The sequence below is a fragment of the Streptomyces sp. NPDC054770 genome (genome assembly GCF_053611985.1).
On the sequence record NZ_JBSHBL010000017.1, the window covers coordinates 14,135 to 33,472 of the forward strand.

General features: G+C 70.2%; 19 protein-coding genes and 1 tRNA gene. 10 read left to right on the plus strand and 10 right to left on the minus strand.

The features are described 5' to 3' along the window. Positions 1-132 precede the first annotated feature (132 nt). Complete coding sequence (locus tag ACWGKQ_RS17295; RefSeq protein ID WP_453292763.1) at positions 133-1,602, plus strand: aminopeptidase P family protein; 1,470 nt, start codon at positions 133-135, stop codon at positions 1,600-1,602. A gap of 117 nt (positions 1,603-1,719) precedes the next feature. On the opposite strand, the gene ACWGKQ_RS17300 is transcribed toward ACWGKQ_RS17295, so the two are convergent. From ACWGKQ_RS17300 to ACWGKQ_RS17315, 4 genes are all read right to left on the minus strand, one after another. Beyond that, positions 1,720-2,541: a triphosphoribosyl-dephospho-CoA synthase gene (locus ACWGKQ_RS17300; protein WP_453292764.1), complete on the minus strand. Its 822-nt coding sequence runs from the start codon at positions 2,539-2,541 to the stop codon at positions 1,720-1,722. A 10-nt stretch (positions 2,542-2,551) separates the two neighbouring features. Further along, entirely contained in the window at positions 2,552-3,496 is a 945-nt protein-coding gene (locus ACWGKQ_RS17305) for an intradiol ring-cleavage dioxygenase (RefSeq protein ID WP_453292765.1), read from the minus strand. Positions 3,497-3,595: 99 nt separating this feature from the next. Continuing rightward, positions 3,596-4,171 (minus strand): GNAT family N-acetyltransferase, encoded by a 576-nt coding sequence (locus ACWGKQ_RS17310; RefSeq protein ID WP_453292766.1) that lies wholly within the window; start codon positions 4,169-4,171, stop codon positions 3,596-3,598. Positions 4,172-4,209: 38 nt separating this feature from the next. Then, on the minus strand, positions 4,210-4,659 hold the full coding sequence (locus ACWGKQ_RS17315; RefSeq protein WP_453292767.1) for an ATP-binding protein: 450 nt from the start codon (positions 4,657-4,659) through the stop codon (positions 4,210-4,212). A 248-nt stretch (positions 4,660-4,907) separates the two neighbouring features. Here ACWGKQ_RS17315 and ACWGKQ_RS17320 point away from each other — a divergent pair, with 248 nt between their 5' ends. The 9 genes from ACWGKQ_RS17320 (at position 4,908) to ACWGKQ_RS17360 (ending at position 15,069) form a co-directional block, all read left to right on the plus strand. Then, on the plus strand, positions 4,908-5,813 hold the full coding sequence (locus tag ACWGKQ_RS17320; RefSeq protein ID WP_453292768.1) for a hypothetical protein: 906 nt from the start codon (positions 4,908-4,910) through the stop codon (positions 5,811-5,813). 237 nt (positions 5,814-6,050) lie between these two features. Then, positions 6,051-6,797 carry a YcnI family copper-binding membrane protein gene (locus ACWGKQ_RS17325; protein ID WP_453292769.1) on the plus strand — a complete coding sequence of 249 codons (747 nt, stop codon included), beginning with the start codon at positions 6,051-6,053 and terminating at the stop codon, positions 6,795-6,797. A gap of 109 nt (positions 6,798-6,906) precedes the next feature. Next, complete coding sequence (locus ACWGKQ_RS17330) at positions 6,907-7,560, plus strand: SCO family protein (RefSeq protein WP_453292770.1); 654 nt, start codon at positions 6,907-6,909, stop codon at positions 7,558-7,560. Further along, positions 7,557-8,048 carry a copper chaperone PCu(A)C gene (locus tag ACWGKQ_RS17335; RefSeq protein ID WP_453292771.1) on the plus strand — a complete coding sequence of 164 codons (492 nt, stop codon included), beginning with the start codon at positions 7,557-7,559 and terminating at the stop codon, positions 8,046-8,048. Before ACWGKQ_RS17330 ends, ACWGKQ_RS17335 begins: the two co-directional genes overlap by 4 nt. A gap of 14 nt (positions 8,049-8,062) precedes the next feature. Then, positions 8,063-10,108: a copper resistance protein CopC gene (locus ACWGKQ_RS17340; protein ID WP_453292772.1), complete on the plus strand. Its 2,046-nt coding sequence runs from the start codon at positions 8,063-8,065 to the stop codon at positions 10,106-10,108. Between the two features lie 8 nt (positions 10,109-10,116). Next, positions 10,117-11,397, plus strand: a complete 1,281-nt coding sequence (gene efeB / locus ACWGKQ_RS17345) for an iron uptake transporter deferrochelatase/peroxidase subunit (RefSeq protein ID WP_453292773.1) — start codon at positions 10,117-10,119, stop codon at positions 11,395-11,397. A gap of 134 nt (positions 11,398-11,531) precedes the next feature. Beyond that, complete coding sequence (pheA, locus tag ACWGKQ_RS17350; protein WP_453292774.1) at positions 11,532-12,467, plus strand: prephenate dehydratase; 936 nt, start codon at positions 11,532-11,534, stop codon at positions 12,465-12,467. 530 nt (positions 12,468-12,997) lie between these two features. Then, positions 12,998-14,275: a serine--tRNA ligase gene (gene serS / locus ACWGKQ_RS17355; RefSeq protein ID WP_453292775.1), complete on the plus strand. Its 1,278-nt coding sequence runs from the start codon at positions 12,998-13,000 to the stop codon at positions 14,273-14,275. After that, on the plus strand, positions 14,272-15,069 hold the full coding sequence (locus tag ACWGKQ_RS17360) for an HAD family hydrolase (protein ID WP_453292776.1): 798 nt from the start codon (positions 14,272-14,274) through the stop codon (positions 15,067-15,069). The genes serS and ACWGKQ_RS17360 overlap by 4 nt, the downstream gene beginning before the upstream one ends. Before the next feature lie 74 nt (positions 15,070-15,143). On the opposite strand, the gene ACWGKQ_RS17365 is transcribed toward ACWGKQ_RS17360, so the two are convergent. From ACWGKQ_RS17365 to ACWGKQ_RS17390, 6 genes are all read right to left on the minus strand, one after another. Then, a tRNA-Ser gene (locus ACWGKQ_RS17365) sits at positions 15,144-15,231 on the minus strand. Positions 15,232-15,511: 280 nt separating this feature from the next. Further along, positions 15,512-15,724 (minus strand): SGM_3592 family protein, encoded by a 213-nt coding sequence (locus tag ACWGKQ_RS17370; protein WP_453292777.1) that lies wholly within the window; start codon positions 15,722-15,724, stop codon positions 15,512-15,514. Between the two features lie 81 nt (positions 15,725-15,805). Continuing rightward, positions 15,806-16,525, minus strand: a complete 720-nt coding sequence (locus tag ACWGKQ_RS17375) for an ABC transporter permease (protein WP_453292778.1) — start codon at positions 16,523-16,525, stop codon at positions 15,806-15,808. Between the two features lie 10 nt (positions 16,526-16,535). Further along, positions 16,536-17,447 carry an ABC transporter ATP-binding protein gene (locus tag ACWGKQ_RS17380; RefSeq protein WP_453292779.1) on the minus strand — a complete coding sequence of 304 codons (912 nt, stop codon included), beginning with the start codon at positions 17,445-17,447 and terminating at the stop codon, positions 16,536-16,538. Next, positions 17,444-18,352, minus strand: coding sequence for an ABC transporter permease (locus ACWGKQ_RS17385; protein ID WP_453292780.1), 909 nt, complete (start codon positions 18,350-18,352; stop codon positions 17,444-17,446). Before ACWGKQ_RS17385 ends, ACWGKQ_RS17380 begins: the two co-directional genes overlap by 4 nt. After that, entirely contained in the window at positions 18,342-19,307 is a 966-nt protein-coding gene (locus tag ACWGKQ_RS17390) for an ABC transporter ATP-binding protein (RefSeq protein WP_453292869.1), read from the minus strand. The genes ACWGKQ_RS17385 and ACWGKQ_RS17390 overlap by 11 nt, the downstream gene beginning before the upstream one ends. Between the last annotated feature and the right edge of the window lie 31 nt (positions 19,308-19,338).

Consider the following 19,338-nt stretch of genomic DNA (forward strand, 5'->3'; position numbering starts at 1 on the left):
CGGTCAGTCAACAAGGCGGAACGAGACGGAAGCGGACACACCTCACACCGCCGTGGGTCCCGACTGCCTGGGACGCCGTTCGGTACGACCGTACGATGGACGGGATCCAGTGCAGTATCGAGGAGGATGACCGTGTCCGACGAGCTCACCCCGGAGACTCCGGAGACCCCGGAGACCGAGTCGGAAGAGCCGATCAAGCAGCGCAAGAACGGCCTGTACCCGGCCGTGTCCGACGAGCTCGCCGACAGCATGAAGTCCGGCTGGGCCGACACGGAGCTGCGTGATCTCCAGCCCATCGAGCAGGCCGGGCACACCGCCCGCCGCCGCGCCGAGCTGTCCGCCCGCTTCCCGGGCGAGCGCCTGGTGATCCCGGCCGGCAACCTGAAGACCCGCTCGAACGACACGGACTACCCGTTCCGGGCGTCGGTCGAGTACGTCTACCTGACCGGCAACCAGACCGAGGACGGCGTACTCGTCCTGGAGCCGAAGGACGACGGCCATGTGGCCACCGTCTACCTGCTGCCCCGCTCCGACCGCGAGAACGGCGAGTTCTGGCTCTCCGGCCAGGGCGAGCTGTGGGTCGGCCGCCGGCACTCCCTCACCGAGTCCGAGGCGCTCTACGGCATCCCCGCCGCCGACGTGCGCGAGCTGGCCGCCCAGCTGCGCGAGGCCACCGGCCCGGTGCGGGTCGTACGCGGGTACGACGCCGGCATCCAGGAGGCGCTGACCGACAAGGTCACCGCCGAGCGCGACGAGGAGCTGCGGGTCTTCCTCTCCGAGGCGCGGCTGGTCAAGGACGAGTGGGAGGTCGGCGAGCTCCAGAAGGCCGTCGACTCCACGGTCCGCGGCTTCGAGGACGTCGTGAAGGTCCTCGACAAGGCCGAGGCCACCTCCGAGCGCTACATCGAGGGCACGTTCTTCCTCCGCGCGCGCGTGGAGGGCAACGACATCGGCTACGGCTCCATCTGCGCGGCCGGCCCGCACGCCTGCACCCTGCACTGGGTCCGCAACGACGGCCCGGTGCGCTCCGGCGACCTGCTCCTGCTGGACGCCGGCGTCGAGACGCACAGCCTGTACACCGCCGACGTCACGCGCACGCTGCCGGTCAACGGCACGTACAGCGAGATCCAGAAGAAGATCTACGACGCCGTCTACGACGCCCAGGAGGCCGGGATCGCGGCTGTGCAGCCGGGTGCCAAGTACCGCGACTTCCACGATGCCGCGCAGCGGGTGCTGGCCGAGCGGATCGTCGAGTGGGGGCTCGTGGAGGGGCCGGTGGAGCGGGTGCTGGAGCTGGGCCTGCAGCGCCGGTGGACGCTGCACGGGACGGGGCACATGCTCGGGCTCGACGTCCATGACTGTGCTGCGGCGCGGACCGAGACGTATGTGGAGGGCGTCCTGGAGGCGGGGATGGTGCTGACCGTCGAGCCGGGGCTGTACTTCCAGGCCGACGACGTCACCGTGCCGGAGGAGTACCGGGGGATCGGGGTGCGGATCGAGGACGACATCCTGGTGACGGCCGACGGGAACCGGAACCTCAGCGCTGGGCTGCCTCGGCGGTCGGACGAGGTCGAGGGCTGGATGGCTTCGCTGAAGGGCTGACGGATGTGAAATGGCCGGGTACCTAGGGGGTGCCCGGCCATCGTTGCGTTCTGCGGGTAGTCGGTGGCTGGTCGCGCAGTTCCCCGCGCCCCTGACGGGGCGCTGTAGTCAGCGCATCTAACGGGGCGCTGCAGGCAGCGCATCCAAGAACAGAGCTCCGGCCAGCAGGCCCGCGCTGCCGCGTGGGCTCCAGCCCTTCTCGTGCAGGTCGGCGTCAAGGGTGCGCAGTGCCTCCGCGCCCGCCTCCGCCGCCGTGCCGCCTGCCTCCAGTACTGCGCGCGCCCCTGCCTGGACCTGGCGTAGGCCCAACGGGCCCGCCGTGTAGAGGAGTTCGGTGTCCTGGAGGGTGCACATCACCGTGAGTAAGGCGTCCAGGCGGGCCTGGTTCTCGGTGGCGCCTGCCTTGCGGGCCGTGGTGAGGGCCTCCAACGCCCTGCGTACGTGCGGGAATCCGGCCCTTGCCTCGCCCCGGGCGCCGGCCGCGCCGTACTTGACGGAGATCGACGAACCCCGGGAGGGGCGCTTGGGGGCGCCCTTGTCGTTGAACGCGGCGATCTTCCGGGCGTTCGCGGCGATCTCGCGGGCCTTGGCGCGCGGGTCCAGGGCGACCGCGGCGACCAGGAAGCCGAGGGCCCACAGGGCGCCCTTGTGGCCGCCGCCGGCCAGGCCGACCGAGTGCTCGGTGCACCGGCCGATCGCGCCCAGTTCCGCCCGCAGCACCGGCGTGGCTTCGCCGGTACGGCGGGCGGCGGCGGCCATCGCCGCGAGGCCGGGCGCCAGCGCCTTGGCCGACCAGCGCAGACTGTCGTGCTCCCGGCGCGTGCTGCGGGCGTCCAGGTCACGCGGGTCGGGCAGGCCCGGCTTGGGAGCCAGGGCCAGCTGACCGGTGAGCGCGGCCACGGCGGCCCGCGCCAGCGCGTCGTCCTCGCGGCTTGTCATGTCCCTTACCTTATGAGGAGGCGGAGGTTGAAGGGGAGGCGCTGTCACTGGGCGCATCGCTGGGCGGGGCGCCCGTGGGGCTGCCGCTCGGCGGGGTGCCTCCGCCGCCGCTGCCGGCGCCCGTGTTCTCGGCGTCCGGGTCGACGGCCAGGGCCAGGGAGCCCTTGTAGCCCTTCGAGGGGTCCTTCTTGTGCACGGCCTTCAGGGTCAGCAGGCCGCCGGCGGCGCCACCGCCGTCGTACACCATGTCGTCGGCGAGCACGGTGTAGCTGCCGGTGTGCTTCGAGTAGGGGTCGAGCGTGAAGATCTCCTCGGCGATGTCGTCGGCGAAGAACAGCTGGCCGGTGTAGTTGACCTTGCCGCCCTCGTAGGTGCCGTCCTCCTTCTCGCCGCCCGTGTGCACCTTCACGTGGATGTGGCAGGTGCGCGGGGTGTACCAGCCCGGGAAGATCGTCTCGAACTTGACGACCCCGTTGGCGCCCGCGATCTGGTAGCCGCGCAGGTAGGTGTTGTCGTCGGCGGAGTCGCCCTCCTCGCTCTCCGCGGGGGCGGAGCCGCCGGGGTTGGCGGTGGTGTAGCCGGAGTAGTAGCCCCAGGCGTCGCAGTGCCAGATCTCGACCGCCGCGCCCTTGACCGGGGTGCAGCCGTCGGTGGCGTCCACGACGGTCAGGCGGAGGGTCAGCGGAACGCCGGCCTTGCCCTCGGTGATGTCCTTGCGCACCAAGGCACCATCGAGGTAGTACGGCCCTTCCGTGACGCTGCTCATCAGCGTCATGCACTCACTGCCGGTGGAACTCGCGGAGGCGGTGGCGTCCGCGTCGGTGCTGGTGTCGGTCGTGTCGGCGAAGGCCGACTGGAAGCCGGCGACCGCGAGGCCGCCGGCCGCCACCGTGCCGCCGGAGACCGCGAGGGCACGGCGGCGGGTGATCGACGTGTTTTTGTGGTTTCCCGTCATGGCCGACGAAGCTAGGAAGGTCGTTTGTCAGGGGCATGGGCGGGAGCTGGCAACGGCCTGTGAACGCCCAGGAAGCTGAACCGGCAGGGAAGCCGCTGGTCACAGAGCCGGGGCGTGATCGTGCAGGATCCGCTGGAACAGCCGGCTGTCCCGCCATTCTCCATTGATGTGCAGATACTGCGGAGCATCGCCGATCGTCTCGAACCCGCATTTCTTCAGCACGCGTTGGGACGTCGTGTTCTCGATCAGGGTGGACGCCTCGATCCGGTGAAGTCCCACGACATCCCGGGCGATCTCGCAGACCCGCTCCAGAGCGGCGGTGGCCAGACCACGGCCCTGCTGATCACCGGCCACCCAATAGCCGACGTATGAACTGCAGAAAGGGCCCAGGGAAATTCCGGAAAGAGTGATCGCCCCGACGATCCGGCCGTCCTGCGCCGACTCCATGAGCCAGGGGGCCACGAGGCCGTCGGCGGCCTGCCCCAGCAGGCCTTCGATGCGCTCGGTCTGGCCCTCGACGGTGAAGAAGGACTCCGGTCTGACCGGTTCCCAGGGTTCGAGATGCTGTCGGTTGCCGACGTATGCGGCGCACAGCGCTTTCGCGTCGCCGACGGCAATGGGACGCAATATCACCCCGGGCAGGAGCAGGCTTTCTTTAATCTTTCTGAGAATCATGCGCGCACCCTAGCGCGGGTGTTATGCGGGGGCGAGAGTCATGCCGAAAGCAGAGAAGGATCTTTCTTCCACTTGAGGATCTTGTCGAAGCTCACCACGGTGCCGCCGCGGCCCGGCTTGTTGCCGATGTGGACGTGATCCGCGAGTTCTCTGATGAGGCAGAGGCCTCTCCCGTGCTCGGCGTCGGGACGGGCGGGTCTGAGGTCCTGGGTACGGGCGAACCCCGGACCGAGCCCCGGCCCCGAATCGGCCACCTCGATACGGCACTTCTCGCCGTCCAGGTAGGCAGTGACCCGGTACGCCTCCGAAGGACGGCCTGCCCCACCGTGCTCGACGGCGTTCGCGCAGGCCTCACTGAGGGCGACGGAGAGGTCGTAGGAGATGTCGGGGTCGACGCCCGCAGTCTCCATCGTGCCGATCAGCAGCCGGCGGGCGAGCGGCACGCTCGCGGCCTCACGCCGCAGATGGAGTGACCACCAGATGCTCATGCTCCAGCCTCCTGGCTGCGGCTCGACATACCGATACCTATTGCCACCCGTGCGCGGGTGTAAGCACTCCGTTCATGTGAGAACGCCCATCCGGGGGATGCGCGGGGGGAGGTTTCGGTGTATGAGCGGGTGGTTCGGCACAAAGATGATCTTTCGGTTCTTCCTCTCGATCACCGCTCCCGGGCGTAACGGAACCTTCTGGACCTGACGTAAAGCGGGCGTGGGTCCAGTGCGATGATGAGCGCGCCATGACTGCCCCCCAGCCGCGCGCGGCGCGCACCGGAAGCGGACTGCGGCTCCTGCGGGCCGCGGTGTTCGCCGCGCTCTGTGTCGTGCTGGCAGCGGCGGGGCACACTCTGGCCTCCTGCGCGACCGTTCCGCTGTGGACGCTCGGCGCGGGCTTTCTGGGCACCCTGGCGCTGGTCGCCCCGCTGGCCGGCCGGGCCCGCTCGCTACCGGGGATCGTGGCCCTGCTCGCGGTGCTCCAGACCGTGCTCCACACGCTGTTCGGGCTCGGTCAGCACGGTGGCTCCATGATGTCCGGCGGCTCGATGTCGATGTCCTCGATGACGTCCATGTCGTCCGTGTCGTCCGTGTCGTCCGTGTCGTCCGTGTCGTCCGTGTCGTCGACGTCCATGAGTGACGCCTCGCTGGTGGAGCGGGCCGCGCGGCTGGTGTGCGGGGCCGGGGCCGTGCAGATCAGCCCCGCCCACGCGTACAAGATCCTCGCGGACGCGCATCTCAGCACCTCCGTCCCGGCCGCCGGTACCAGCGGGGCGGCCCACGCCGCGGACGCCACCGGGGCCTCCGGCTCGCTGCTGCCCTCCGTGCCCATGCTGCTGGGACACCTCCTCGCGGCCGTCGTCGCGGGGTGGCTGCTGCGCCGGGGCGACCTGGCGCTGCTGCGGCTGATGCAGTTGTCGGCCGATTCGGCGCTCGGGGTCGCCGAGGGGGCGCTCGTCCGTTCCCTGCGCGGGGCGCTCGCGCTGGCGTGTGCCCTGTGCGCAGGGCTCGTGGCCGTACCCGGGGCACCCGCGCGTGGCCGTCGTAGCGCCTGGGACATACCGGCCGCCCCGCGCACCGTCGTACTCCAGCACTCCGTGGTCCGGCGCGGGCCGCCCATGGCCGGCGCCGTACTCGTTCTCGCCGCCTGACACGACGCGACCACAGCACTCCCCGGGACCTGCCCGGATCCGGAGGGGCCGGCCGCCGTCGTGCGGCACGCGCGCGTGCGCTTTCCGATGGCTGCTTTCGGTTCCGGCTTTCGGTTCCGGCCTTCGGTTCCGGCCTTCGGTTCCGGCCTTCGGCCTTCCGTCTTCGGGTGTGCACGCGCCCCCTCAACGACAGAACTCACTCGGAGTGGAGTGCTCCCTGCCATGAAGGCTTCCGCCATGAAGGCCTCTCGTATCGCCGCCGTCGCCGCCGTCACGGGTACCGCCGTACTGGCCGTCTCCTCGCCCGCGTTCGCGCACGTCAGCGTGCAGCCCGAGGGCACCGCCGCCAAGGGCGGTTACGCGGTCATCGACTTCAAGGTCCCCAACGAGCGCGACGACGCCTCGACCACCAAGGTCGAGGTCAACTTCCCCGCCGACCACCCGCTGGCCTCCGTGATGGCGCAGCCGATGGCCGGCTGGAAGATCGAGATCACCAAGTCCAAGCTGGCCGAGCCGCTGGAGATGCACGGCCAGAAGATCGACGAGGCGGTCACCAAGGTCACCTGGACCGCCTCCGGCGGCAAGGGCATCGAGCCGGGCTACTTCCAGAAGTTCCCGCTCTCCGTGGGCGCCCTGCCCGAGAACACCGACGAACTGGTCTTCAAGGCGATCCAGACGTACTCGAACAACGAGGTCGTCCGCTGGATCGAGGTCCAGCAGAAGGGCCAGGACGAGCCGGAGAACCCGGCCCCGGTCCTCGCGCTGTCCGCCGCCACGGACGACCACCACGGGTCCGCCACGGCCACGGACACGGCCGAGGAGACCTCGGCGAAGACCGAGACCACCGCGTCCGACGACTCCGGCTCCGCCGGCGGCAGTGACACCACCGCCCGTGTCCTCGGCGTCGTCGGCATCGTCGTCGGCGCGGCCGGGGTCGCCTACGGCGTCCTCGCCGGCCGCCGCCGGTCCACCACCGAGGCCTGAGTTCCGCGTCCGTGACGCGCACAGGGGGGCGTGCGAGGCTGTCGTACTCCCACGACCGTCGTACGGCCCCCGGTGCGTGCCGGATCTCTCACATCTGGGACATTTTCGTATGCGCAAGAAGACGTTCGCCGCGGCCGCGCTGCTCGCCGCCGCCACCCTGACCCTGTCCGCCTGCGGCAGCGGCGACGATGCCAAGTCACCCGTCACCGTGGTCTCCGGGGACACCTCGAACAAGGCCGCGACCATCCTCGACACACCGTTCGAGAAGCCGGACCTGGTGCTCACCGACACCCAGGGCAAGAAGTACGACCTGCGCGCGGAGACCAAGGGCAGGCCGACGCTGATCTACTTCGGCTACACGCACTGCCCCGACGTCTGCCCGCTGACCATGAACAACCTCGCGGTCGCCAAGAAGGCGCTGTCCAAGGCCGACCAGGCCAAGCTGCGGGTCGTCTTCGTCACCACCGACCCGGGCCGCGACACCCCGTCCGAGCTCGGCAAGTGGCTCAAGGGCATCGACCCCAGCTTCGTCGGGCTGACCGGCGACTTCGCCACCATCCAGGCCGGCGCCCGCAGCCTGGGCATCTCCATCGAGCCGACCCACAAGGACAAGAAGACCGGCAAGGTCGTCTCGGTGCACGGCACCCAGGTCATCGCGTTCTCGCCGAAGACCGACGGCGGATACCTCCTCTACGACGAGGGCGCCACCGTCGACGACTACACCAAGGATCTCCCCAAGATCATCAAGGGGGAGAACCCGTGAAGCGTTCGGCTCCGACCGGAAGGCGCCTCGCCCTGACCGGGATAGCGATCACGGGGGCGCTCGCCCTCGCGGGCTGCGGCGGCTCGGGGGCCTCGGGCTCCTCCGGCTCCTCGGCGGCCGAGCTGTCCGTCGGCGCCTCCTACATGCCCCAGCCGGTCTCCGCCGACATGGCCGCCGGATTCCTGACGATCACCAACAAGGGCGACACGAAGGACGAGCTGACCTCCGTGACCAGTAGCTCCGCCGGTGAGATCACCATGCACGAGACCAAGGGCGGGGCGATGGAGGAGGTCGACTCCTTCGAGGTGCCCGCACACGGTCAACTCGTGTTCAAAAGCGGTGGCAACCATCTGATGTTCGAGAAGCTGAAGCGCCGCCCGGAACAGGGCGACACGATCACCTTGAAACTCAAGTTCGCCGAATCCGGTCCGCTCACCGTCGAGATGCCGGTGAAGTCCGCCACGTACAACCCGTCGACCGGACACTGAGGGAGGGATCCACTGTGACACGGACCATCGCGCCCCGACTGCGCACGCTGGTGCTGCTGTTCCTCGCCGTCACCGGCGCGCTGCTCGCCGGTGCCGCACCGGCCTCCGCGCACGCCGCGCTTCTCGGGAGCGACCCCTCCCAGGGGGTGGTGGTCCCGAAGGCGCCCGACCAGATCTCGCTCACGTTCTCCGAGAACGTGTCGACGAACGACAACTCCCTGCGGGTCCTCGACCCGCAGGGCAAGCGCGTCGACCTGCGCAAACCGACGAACCTGAGCGGCACGACCTACGGCGTGCAGCTCAAGAGCGGGCTCGGCAAGGGCACGTACACCGTCGCCTGGCAGGTCGTCTCGGCGGACAGCCACCCCGTCGCCGGCGCCTTCACCTTCTCCGTGGGCACGCCCTCCAAGACCGTCGCCTCGGTCGGGGACCAGGACGTGGGCGGCGGGGTGGTCGGCTGGCTGTACGGCTTCGGGCGGTACATGTCGTACGCCGGGTACATCGTGCTCGTCGGCGGCGCCGCCTTCGTCCTCGTCTGCTGGCAGCGTGGCTCGGGAGTGCGGGCCATCCACCGCCTGGTCGTCGGCGGCTGGCTGACGCTCACCGCCGCCACCCTCTGGCTGCTGCTCCTGCGCGGTTCCTACACGACCTCGGGCAGCATCGGCGACATCTTCGATCTGAACCTGCTCGGCCAGGTCCTCCAGAGCAAGCCCGGCGCGGCCCTGGTCTCCCGGCTGCTGCTGCTCGCCGCGGCCGCTCTCTTCATCGCCGTCCTGTTCGGGGCGTACGACAAGCGGGAGGACCCCGACGAGAAGCGCGACCTGACCTTCGGACTGGCCATCGGCGGGACCGTGGTCGCCGCCGGGCTCGCGGCGAGCTGGGCCATGGCCGAGCACGCCTCCACCGGACTCCAGCCGGGCATCGCGATGCCGGTCGACATACTCCATCTGCTCGCCGTCGCCGCCTGGCTCGGCGGTCTCACCGCCCTGCTGGTCGCGCTGTACCGGGCGCCCGCCGACAACCCGGTCGACGCCGTCGCGGTACAGCGCTTCTCCCGGCTCGCCTTCGGTTCCGTCGTCACCCTGGTCGGCACCGGCATCTACCAGTCGTGGCGCCAGCTCGGCTCCTGGTCGGCGTTCACCGACACGACGTACGGCGAGCTGCTGCTGGTCAAGATCTGTCTCGTGGCGCTGCTCGTCGGCATCGCGTCCATCTCGCGCCGGTGGACGGGGCGGCTCGCGGACGCGGCGGTGACGGGGACCGGGGCGGACACGGAGGAAGCGGCCGAGGCGAGGGAAGAAGCCGAGGAAGAGGCCGAGGAAGAGAAGGAGACGGTCAAGGCGTCGGCCGCCACGAAGGAGGCGCCGGCCAAGTCCGCCAAGTCCGGCCGGTCCGGCACCGGCGTATCCGCCGCTTCCTCGGTCTCCGCCGTGTCCGGCAAGGCCGCCGCCGACGAAGCCCCCGAGCGCGCCGCCCAGCTCGCCCGGCAGCAGAGCGCCATGGACACCGCCCGGCAGAAGCGCCTCCGGGACGCCGACCCCGACCGCTTCGGCCTGCGCCGCTCGGTGCTCGCCGAGGCGGGGGTCGCCGTGGTCCTGCTCGCGGTGACGACCGTGCTGACGCAGAGCGAGCCGAGCCGCACCGAGCAGGAGGCCAAGGCCGCCACCGCCGCCGCGTCCTCCTCCTCTTCCTCCTCCTCGTCGTCGAACTCGTCCTCGGGCGCGCTGACCCTCGACATGTCCTTCGACACCGGCGGCAAGGACGGCAAGGGCGTCGTCCGCGTCGACCTCGACCCCGCGACCGTGGGCAGCAACGAGATGCACGTCTACGTCCAGCGTCCCAACGGCCGGGCCTTCGACATCCCCGAGGTGAAGGTCGCCTTCACCCTCGCCGCCAAGAAGATCGGACCGCTTCCCGTGGCCCCCGACCACATCACCACCGGGCACTGGGCCGCGAACGGAGTGCAGATCCCCATGGCCGGCGACTGGCAGGTCTCCGTCACCGTGCGGACCTCCGACATCGACCAGGTGACCGTCTCCAAGAACGCGCAGATCGGCTGAACCGCACCATGCCTGAACAGTCCCCGTCCGTCACCGAGGCCCCTGCCGCAGCCGGCGAGACGCCCCCGGCCGCGGGCGTCAGCCGCCGCGCGCTGCTCGGCACCGCCGGGGCCACCGGGCTCGTGCTCGGCGCGGCGGGTGCGGGCGTCGGCTACGCGGCCGCCCCCGCCCAGGCCACCCCGCTCAGCTCGGTGGGCTCCGACCGGGCGATGTTTCACGGGAAACATCAGCCGGGCATCACCGAGGGCCTCCAGGCGCGCGGCCATCTCGTCGCCTTCGACCTGGCGGCGGGCGCGGGCCGCGCGGAGGCCGCCGCGCTGCTGCGCCGCTGGTCGACGACGGCCGGGCGGCTGATGGCGGGCCAGCCGATGACGCAGGACGACACGGATGTGGCCCGGGACGCGGGTCCCTCCTCGCTGACGGTGACCTTCGGCTTCGGCAACAGCTTCTTCGGCCGTACCGGCCTGGAGAAGCAGCGGCCGTCCGCCCTGGACCCGCTGCCCGACTTCTCCTCCGACCACCTCGACAAGTCACGCAGCAACGGCGACCTGTGGGTACAGATCGGCGCCGACGACGCCCTGGTCGCCTTCCACGCGCTGCGCGCGATCCAGAAGGACGCGGGCGGCGCGGCGAAGGTCCGCTGGCAGATGAACGGCTTCAACCGCACCCCGGGCGCCACCGCCCACCCCATGACGGCCCGCAACCTCATGGGCCAGCTGGACGGCACCCGCAATCCCAAGCCGACGGAGTCCGACTTCGACCAGCGGATCTTCGTGCCGGCGAGCGGTTCGAGCAGCCCGGCGTGGATGACGAACGGCTCCTATGCCGTCGTACGCCGGATCCGCATGCTCCTCGACGACTGGGAGAAGCTGTCGCTCACGGTCCAGGAGAACGTGATCGGGCGGAAGAAGTCGAACGGGGCGCCGCTGTCCGGGGGCACCGAGACGACGCCGATGGACCTGGAGAAGGCCAGGGCCGACGGGGAGTACGTCGTCCCGGTCAACGCCCACGCCCGGATCACCCGGCCCGACCAGAACGGCGGCGCGGCCATCCTGCGGCGCCCGTTCTCGTACCACGACGGCATCGACGCGGACGGGACGCCGGACGCCGGGCTGCTCTTCGTCTGCTGGCAGGCGGATCCGCTGCGCGGGTTCGTGCCGCTGCAGCGGAAGCTGGACCGCGGGGACGCGCTGTCGCAGTACATCCGGCACGAGGCGAGCGGCCTGTTCGCGGTGCCGGGCGGCGCGGCCGCCGGGGAGTATGTGGGGCAGCGGCTGCTGGAGGGGTGACAGGCGGGCGATAGCTGGTTGCCAGAGTGGTTTCTGATCACTATTGGTGCGTTTCCGGTTTTCAAACCACCCGGTCGAGTGGATCCGATGGGACAAGTGAGCCGCGTCTCCCTGCGCCCATTAGGGTGAGGGACATGCCAGCGAGCTATGCGTATCTCGGTCCTGAAGGCACCTTCACCGAAGTCGCCCTGCGCACCCTCCCGGAGGCCGCCACCCGGGAGCTGATCCCCTACGTCTCCGTGCAGTCCGCGCTGGACGCCGTACGCAACGGCGAGGCCGAGGCCGCGTTCGTGCCGATCGAGAACTCCGTCGAGGGCGGGGTCACCACGACCCTCGACGAGCTGGTCGCGGGCCGGCCGCTGATGATCTACCGCGAGGTGCTGCTGTCGATCACCTTCGCGCTGCTGGTCCGCCCCGGCACCAAGCTCTCCGAGATCAAGACGGTGACCGCCCATCCGGTCGCCCAGCCGCAGGTCCGCAACTGGCTGCGGGCCCACCTCCCCGACGCCCTCTGGGAGTCCGCCGCCTCGAACGCGGACGGCGCCCGCCTGGTCCAGGAGGGCCGCTACGACGCCGCGTTCGCCGGTGAGTTCGCGGCCGAGCGGTACGGCCTGGAGGCCCTGGAGACCGGGATCCACGACGCGGAGAACGCACAGACCCGGTTCGTCCTGGTCGGCCGCCCGGCCCGGCCCGCCGCCCGCACCGGGGCGGACAAGACCTCGGTCGTGCTCTGGCAGAACGACGACCACCCCGGCGGCCTGCGCGACCTGCTCGGCGAGTTCGCCACCCGGGGCATCAACCTCATGCTGCTCCAGTCCCGGCCGACCGGTGCCGGCATCGGCAACTACTGCTTCTGCATCGACGCCGAGGGCCACGTCACCGACCGGCGGGTGGCGGAGGCCCTGATGGGGCTGAAGCGGATCTGCCGCCAGGTGCGGTTCCTGGGCTCCTATCCGCGGGCGGACGTCGAGCCGGGCGAGGTCGCGGGTCCCACCCGGCCGGGGACATCGGACGAGGAGTTCGTGGCCGCCTCGGACTGGGTGGCACGCTGCCAGGACGGCCGCTTCTAGCCAGTCGTACTCTCATATCTTCGTTATCCACAGGGGTTATCCACAGGCCACCATCTCGACCTGGGGACAAGTCGACAGCGACACATGAGTCTGTCGACAAATCGCCCTACAGCCCACCAGGGCGACCCCGCTCACCCACATCACCCTTCGTCCACCCGTTTCCCATGGTTCATCTTTTGGAGCGACGCCTTTCCACTCGAAAGGGGGTGTTGTCCCGGTTTGAAACGGGAATTCCTCTCTTCGTACGCCGCTCACGGAGTGATCAATTCCGGAGTCCACACCCCGTCCACACAGCCTGTGGATAACTCTCGCGCGAGCGTGGATTCCTGTGGACAACCGCACCCCCAAGTCCCGTTCTCCACAAGGGAATCCAGTCAACCGCAGGCCGCACGCCTGCCCCGTCTCGGGGAGTGAGACACTTTTTATTGACACGCTCGGCAATTCCCCCATAACGGAACGTAAGCCGCGATTTGGAACACGTACGAATAGTGATTCGTGGGGGGCAACCCCGCACCGGTAGCCTTGGCTCCGTGATTGACCTTCGCCTGCTCCGTGAGGACCCCGACCGTGTGCGCGCGTCCCAGCGCGCCCGTGGAGAGGACGTCGCGCTCGTCGACTCCCTCCTCTCTGCCGACGAGCGGCGCAGGTCCTCCGGCGTCCGCTTCGACGAGCTGCGCAACGAACAGAAGTCGCTGGGCAAGCTCATCCCCAAGGCCGCCGGTGACGAGAAGGCCGAGCTGCTGAAGAAGGCCGGCCAGCTCGCCGCCGACGTCAAGGCGGCCGACGCCGAGCGCGACGCGGCCGACGCCGAGACCCACGAGCTGCTGCTCAGGCTCGGCAACCTCGTCCACCCCGACGTGCCCGTCGGCGGCGAGGAGGACTTCGTCACCCTGGAGACGCACGGCACGATCCGCGACTTCGGTGCCGAGGGCTTCGAGCCCAAGGACCACCTGGAGCTGGGCCAGCTGCTCGGCGCGATCGACGTCGAGCGCGGCGCCAAGGTCTCCGGCTCCCGCTTCTACTTCCTGACCGGCGTCGGCGCCCTGCTGGAGCTGGCGCTCGTCAACGCGGCGATCGCCCAGGCCACCGAGGCCGGCTTCACGCCGATGCTGACCCCGGCGCTGGTCCGCCCGCAGTCCATGGCGGGCACCGGCTTCCTCGGCCAGGCGGCCCAGGACGTCTACCACCTCGACAAGGACGACCTCTACCTGGTCGGCACGTCCGAGGTGCCTCTCGCCGCGTACCACATGGACGAGATCATCGAAGCGGAGCGCCTCCCCCTGCGTTACGCCGGCTTCTCGCCCTGCTTCCGCCGCGAGGCCGGTTCGCACGGCAAGGACACCAAGGGCATCTTCCGCGTCCACCAGTTCGACAAGGTGGAGATGTTCTCCTATGTCGCCCCCGAGGACTCGGAGGCGGAGCACCAGCGTCTGCTGGCCTGGGAGAAGCAGTGGCTGACCTCGCTGGAGCTGCCGTTCCGGGTGATCGACGTCGCCACCGGTGACCTCGGCGCCTCGGCCGCCCGCAAGTTCGACTGCGAGGCGTGGATCCCGACGCAGGGCAAGTACCGCGAGCTGACGTCGACGTCGGACTGCACCGAGTTCCAGTCCCGCCGGCTGTCGATCCGGGTCCGCGACGGCAAGCAGGTCAAGCCGCTGGCCACGCTCAACGGCACGCTGTGCGCCGTACCGCGCACCATCGTGGCGATCCTGGAGAACCACCAGCAGGCCGACGGCTCGGTGTACGTGCCCGAGGTGCTGCGCCCGTACCTGGGCGGCCGGGAGGTCCTGGAGCCGGTGTCCCGGTGAGCTTCCCCTACGGGCTCGTCGCCACCGACCTCGACGGGACGCTGCTGCGCTCCGACGAGTCGATCTCGCAGCGCACCCGTGACGCGCTCGCCGCGGCCACCGCGGCGGGCGCCGCACACATCGTCGTCACCGGCCGCGCGGCCCCCTGGACCCGGCACATCCTCGACGACCTCGGCTACGACGGCCTCGCCGTCTGCGCCCAGGGAGCGCAGGTGTACGACGCCGGAGCGCACCGCCTCCTCACGTCCGTGACGCTGGACCGGCAGCTGGCCGGGGTCGCCCTCGCGAAGATCGAGGCCGAGATCGGCCCGCTGTACCTCGCGGCGAGCCGTGACGGCCTCGACGGCGAGGTGCTGGTGGGGCCGGGGTACGCGGTGACGGGTCACCTCCCGTCGACCCCCTTCACGGACGCGGCCGACCTGTGGGCGGCGCCGCTGAACAAGATCTACATACAGCATCCCGAGCTGACGGACGACGAGCTGGCGGAGGCCGCACAGCAGGCGGCCGGGGGATTCGTCGGCGTCGCGATGGCCGGCGAGGGCATCGTCGAGCTGCTGCCGCTGGGACTGTCGAAAGCGACGGGGCTGTCGCTGGCCGCGCGCCGGCTGGGCCTCAAGCCCGCCGACACGATCGCCTTCGGCGACATGCCGAACGACATCCCGATGTTCGCCTGGGCGGCGCGGGGCGTGGCCATGGCCAACGCTCATGAGGAACTGAAGGCTGTGGCGGACGAGGTGACGTCTTCCAACGAGGAGGACGGCATCGCGGTGGTCGTGGAGCGTCTGCTCGGCTGAGGTTGCCGGTTGGCTGCGGGTGTGTGGGGGCTGAGCGCGCAGTTCCCCGCGCCCCTTCGGGGCGCTGATGCTTGCGGAGGATGCACGGATCGAACGTGCGCGGGCTTTTCAGACCCGACCATGGCTTAGCAAGCCAGTGCCTTACCACTCGGCCAATCCTCCGGGTGGGCGGCCCACGCGAGAGCGACCATCGCGTGCTCGAAGCGGCCGCCCCGGGCAGCTACATGGCGATCCGCCGCGGGCTGCCCTGACGGGAGCGGGACGTACTGTCGTGCATGGACATCGTCCGGCTCCTCTCCCAGCTGGCGGGGTGACACAACAACTCTGCCTGCGGACCGAGTTGGCCGCCACTGATTTAACGAGCGCCCACTGAACGCGCCCCTTCAGGGGCGCGGGGAACTGCGCGACCAGCCCCCACCGGCCCCGCAGCTACCCCACAACCTCACCGGCGCCACCACTTACGCCGCCCCTTGCTGAAGAACCACCCCGCCGGCGGCTCGTCCGACCGCCACGGCTGCGGCTCGGGTTTCTCGGCCTTCCACCGCGCCGCCAGCATCCGCGCCCGCGCGGAAGGCTCCGCCGCCCCCGCGGACCGTATGAAGTCCTCGTCCAGGACGACCCCGTCCCAGTCGCCGTCTCCGAAACGCTCAGCCATCCCCGTGCCTCCCACACAGTGCATCCCCTTCGGCCCAGTCTGCCCGGACCCGGGTGAAGCCCCCGTCAATAAAGCGGGCGTCTACTCCTCGCCCGCCAGCGTCAGCGACCGCAGCTTCTGGCCGGCGTACCAGGTGGCCAGGACGGTCACCGCGACCAGCAGCACCGTGCCCGTCGTCAGGGACACGTCGGAGGTGACCAGGTCGCCGCCGGTCACCTTGTGGGCGACCGCCAGGGACCACTGCTGGACACTCAGCGTGCGCGCGCCCGGGACCAGGGAGCCGAACAGGGCCTCCCAGACCAGGGCGTAGACGAGCCCGAAGACCACCGCGTGCCGGGACACCGTGCCGAGCAGCAGGAAGAGCGCGGCGTAGGCGATGGAGGCGACCAGCGCGGCCACCGTGTAGGCGACGGCGATCTGCTGGCCGTTGCCGTTGAGGATGAAGCCCGCGACCAGGGTCGGCAGGGCGGAGAACACCATCGTCACGGCGATCGCCACGATCAGCTTGGTGAAGATGATCGTCGGCCGTTTGATCGGCTTGGACAGCAGGTACACCACCGAGCCGTCGTCGATCTCCGGGCCGATCGCGCCCGTGCCGGCGATGACGCCGATGATCGGCACCATGGTGGCGAGGGCGAGGCCGCCGAGCAGGTCGGAGGCCGTCTGGTCGTCGGCGCCGGCCAGGCCGCGGACGACGACGGAGATCGCGATCAGCAGCATCGGCAGCGCGCCCAGGATGAGAGCCCGCCGGCGGCCCAGCAGGGCACGGTAGGTGAGGCGGGCGACTGTGGGGTCGTACATCTTGGGCCTCCTACGCCGCGACCAGATAAGAGAACACGGATTCGAGGGACTCGTCGGACGGCGAGACCGTGAGCAGCCGGATGCCGTGGTCGCGGGCGACCTTGGGCAGCAGGGCGGTGAAGCGGCCGAAGTCGACGGCCTGGATGCGCAACGCGCCCTCGGCGAGGTCGACCTCGATGCCCGAGGTGGACGGGTCGGCGATGAGGGCGGCCGCGAGGGCACGGTCGTCGCTGGAGCGGACCAGGTAGCGGTGCGGGCGGTCGGTCATCAGGCGGCGGATCTTGCGGAAGTCGCCGCTGGCCGCGTGCCGGCCGGCGACCACGACCTCGATGTGCCAGGCGAGTTGCTCGACCTCTTCGAGGATGTGGGAGGAGAAGAGGACCGTGCGGCCCTCGTCGCCCATCTTCCGCAGGAGATCCATCAGCTGCATGCGCTGGCGCGGGTCCATGCCGTTGAAGGGCTCGTCGAGGAGGAGCAGGGACGGCTCGTGGACCAGGGCGGACGCCATCTTCACGCGCTGGCGCATGCCCTTGGAGTACGTCGAGATCTTGCGGTCCTGGGCGTACTCCATCTCGACCGTGGCGAGCGCCTTCTGGGCGGCCTTGGCGCCGAGGCCCTGCAACTCGGCGTTGGCGACGACGAATTCGCGGCCGGTGAGGAAGTCGTACATCGCCTCGCGCTCGGGGACGATGCCGATGTGCCTGTAGATGGCCTCGTTGCGCCAGGTCGGCTTGCCGTCGAGGGTGACCGTGCCCGTGGAGGGGGCCAGGAAGCCGCCCATCATGTTGATGAGGGTGGACTTTCCGGCTCCGTTGGGGCCGAGCAGGCCGGTGACGCCGGGGCCGATGGTCATGGTGATGTCGTTGACGGCGACCACGTTGCCGAACCAGCGGGAGACGTGGTCGATGGAGAGCGTGGTCACAGTCCCACCTTCTTGTAGCGGCGCAGCAGCAGGCCGTAGCAGGCGGCGACGAGGCCGGCGATGACGAGCAGGTACACCGCGCCCTGGGCGTGGGAGGGCCCGTCGCCGCCCGGGAAGGTGTTGGTGCCGCCGAGCAGGGCGGTGCTCAGGCCGCCGATCAGGGTGACCGGCGAGAACAGGCCGATCCACGGGATCGCGCTGGTGCTGCCCTGGGAGTCGGCGATGGCCTGGAGGGTGGAGACCGCGCCGTAGGAGACGATCAGTACGGCGATCACGGCGGCGATGCCGAAGCCGCGGCGCGGCGTGATGGACGCGATGACCAGGCCGATGCCGGCGAACAGGAGGGACAGCAGGGCCACCGAGAGCAGCCCCTGACCGAACCCCTTGGTCTGGTGGCCGAAGTCCATCTTGGAGAGCAGCGCGCCCACGTACAGCACGACCAGCGGGGCGCCGGTGAGGATGAACAGCGCCGAGGCGAGGGCGGCGAACTTGGCCTGGACGTAGTCGGCGGTCTCGATGGGCCGCGAGAAGTACAGCGGAATGGTCTTGAAGCGCAGGTCGCGGGAGACGGCCTGGGGTGCCTGTGAGGCGACGTACAGGCTGATGACGGCCTGCATGATGATCGCGTACCGCGTGTAGGGCACCGGCAGGTCGTGCGCCTTGGTGGCGACGGCGACGGCGACCATGATGGCCGCCGGCACGCAGATCACCGCGAACAGCAGCATCGGCAGCACCTTGGACTTCACCGAGCGGCCGAGGCCGTAGGAGCCGCGCAGGGTCTGCGAGTAGAGGGACAGGCGGGCGTACCCGCGGCCGAGGCGGGGGCCGTCGTAGCCGCGGTAGCCGATGTCGTGGATTCGGGACTGGTCACCCGCGGGGGTGGCCAGGGGCTGTTCAACCGCCATGGACGGTCGCCTCCTTCCGCTGCTCGTCGCTGCTGGTGAAGACCTCGGAGATGTGGTGCCTGCGCTGTTCCATGCGCACCAGGCCGAGCCCGAGGTCGGCGACGACATCGCGGACGAGGTCGTACGTCTCCTCGCCCTGGGCGGTGAGCAGCAGGATGTGGCCGGCGCCGGGGAGGCCGCCGCCCTCGTTGTCCGTCTCCACCCCGCGCGCGTGGAGCGCGTCGCGCACCGCGCGGGTGCCGTCGGGGTGCTCGTCGCTGTCGGTGACCTCGATGGCGAGGGTGGTCGTGGACTGCGTGAAGTCGGTGGTGGAGCTGGAGCGCAGCAGCTTGCCGCCGTCGACGACGACCACGTGGTCGCAGGTGCGTTCCAACTCGCCGAGCAGGTGCGAGGTGACCAGGACCGAGATGCCGAAGTCGGTGTGGATGCGGCGGATCAGGCCGAGCATGTCGTCGCGGCCGACCGGGTCAAGGCCGTTGGTCGGCTCGTCGAGGAAGACCAGCTGCGGGTCGTGCACCAAGGCCTGGGCGAGCTTCACGCGCTGCTTCATTCCGGTGGAGTAGCCGCCGATGGGGCGGTACCGCTCCTCGTAGAGCCCGACGTGGCGCAGGGTGTCGGCGGTGCGCTCGCGGGCGGCGGTGGGCGGCAGGCCGGACATGCGGGCCATGTGCACGACGAACTCGGTGGCCGAGACGTCGGGCGGCAGGCAGTCGTGCTCCGGCATGTAGCCCACGCGCTCGCGGATGGCGGCGCCCTTGGTCGCGACGTCGAGGCCGAGCACTTCGGCGCGGCCCTCGCTCGCGGGGGACAGACCCAGCAGGATCTTGATCAGGGTGGACTTGCCGGCGCCGTTGGCTCCCACGAGTCCGGTCACACCGGGTCCGATGTCCACGGACAGCCGGTCGAGCGCGGTCACCCGGGGGAACCGCTTGCTCAGGCTTTCGGTCACGATCACAGTCACGCCATAGAAGGTAGTGATACGGGCC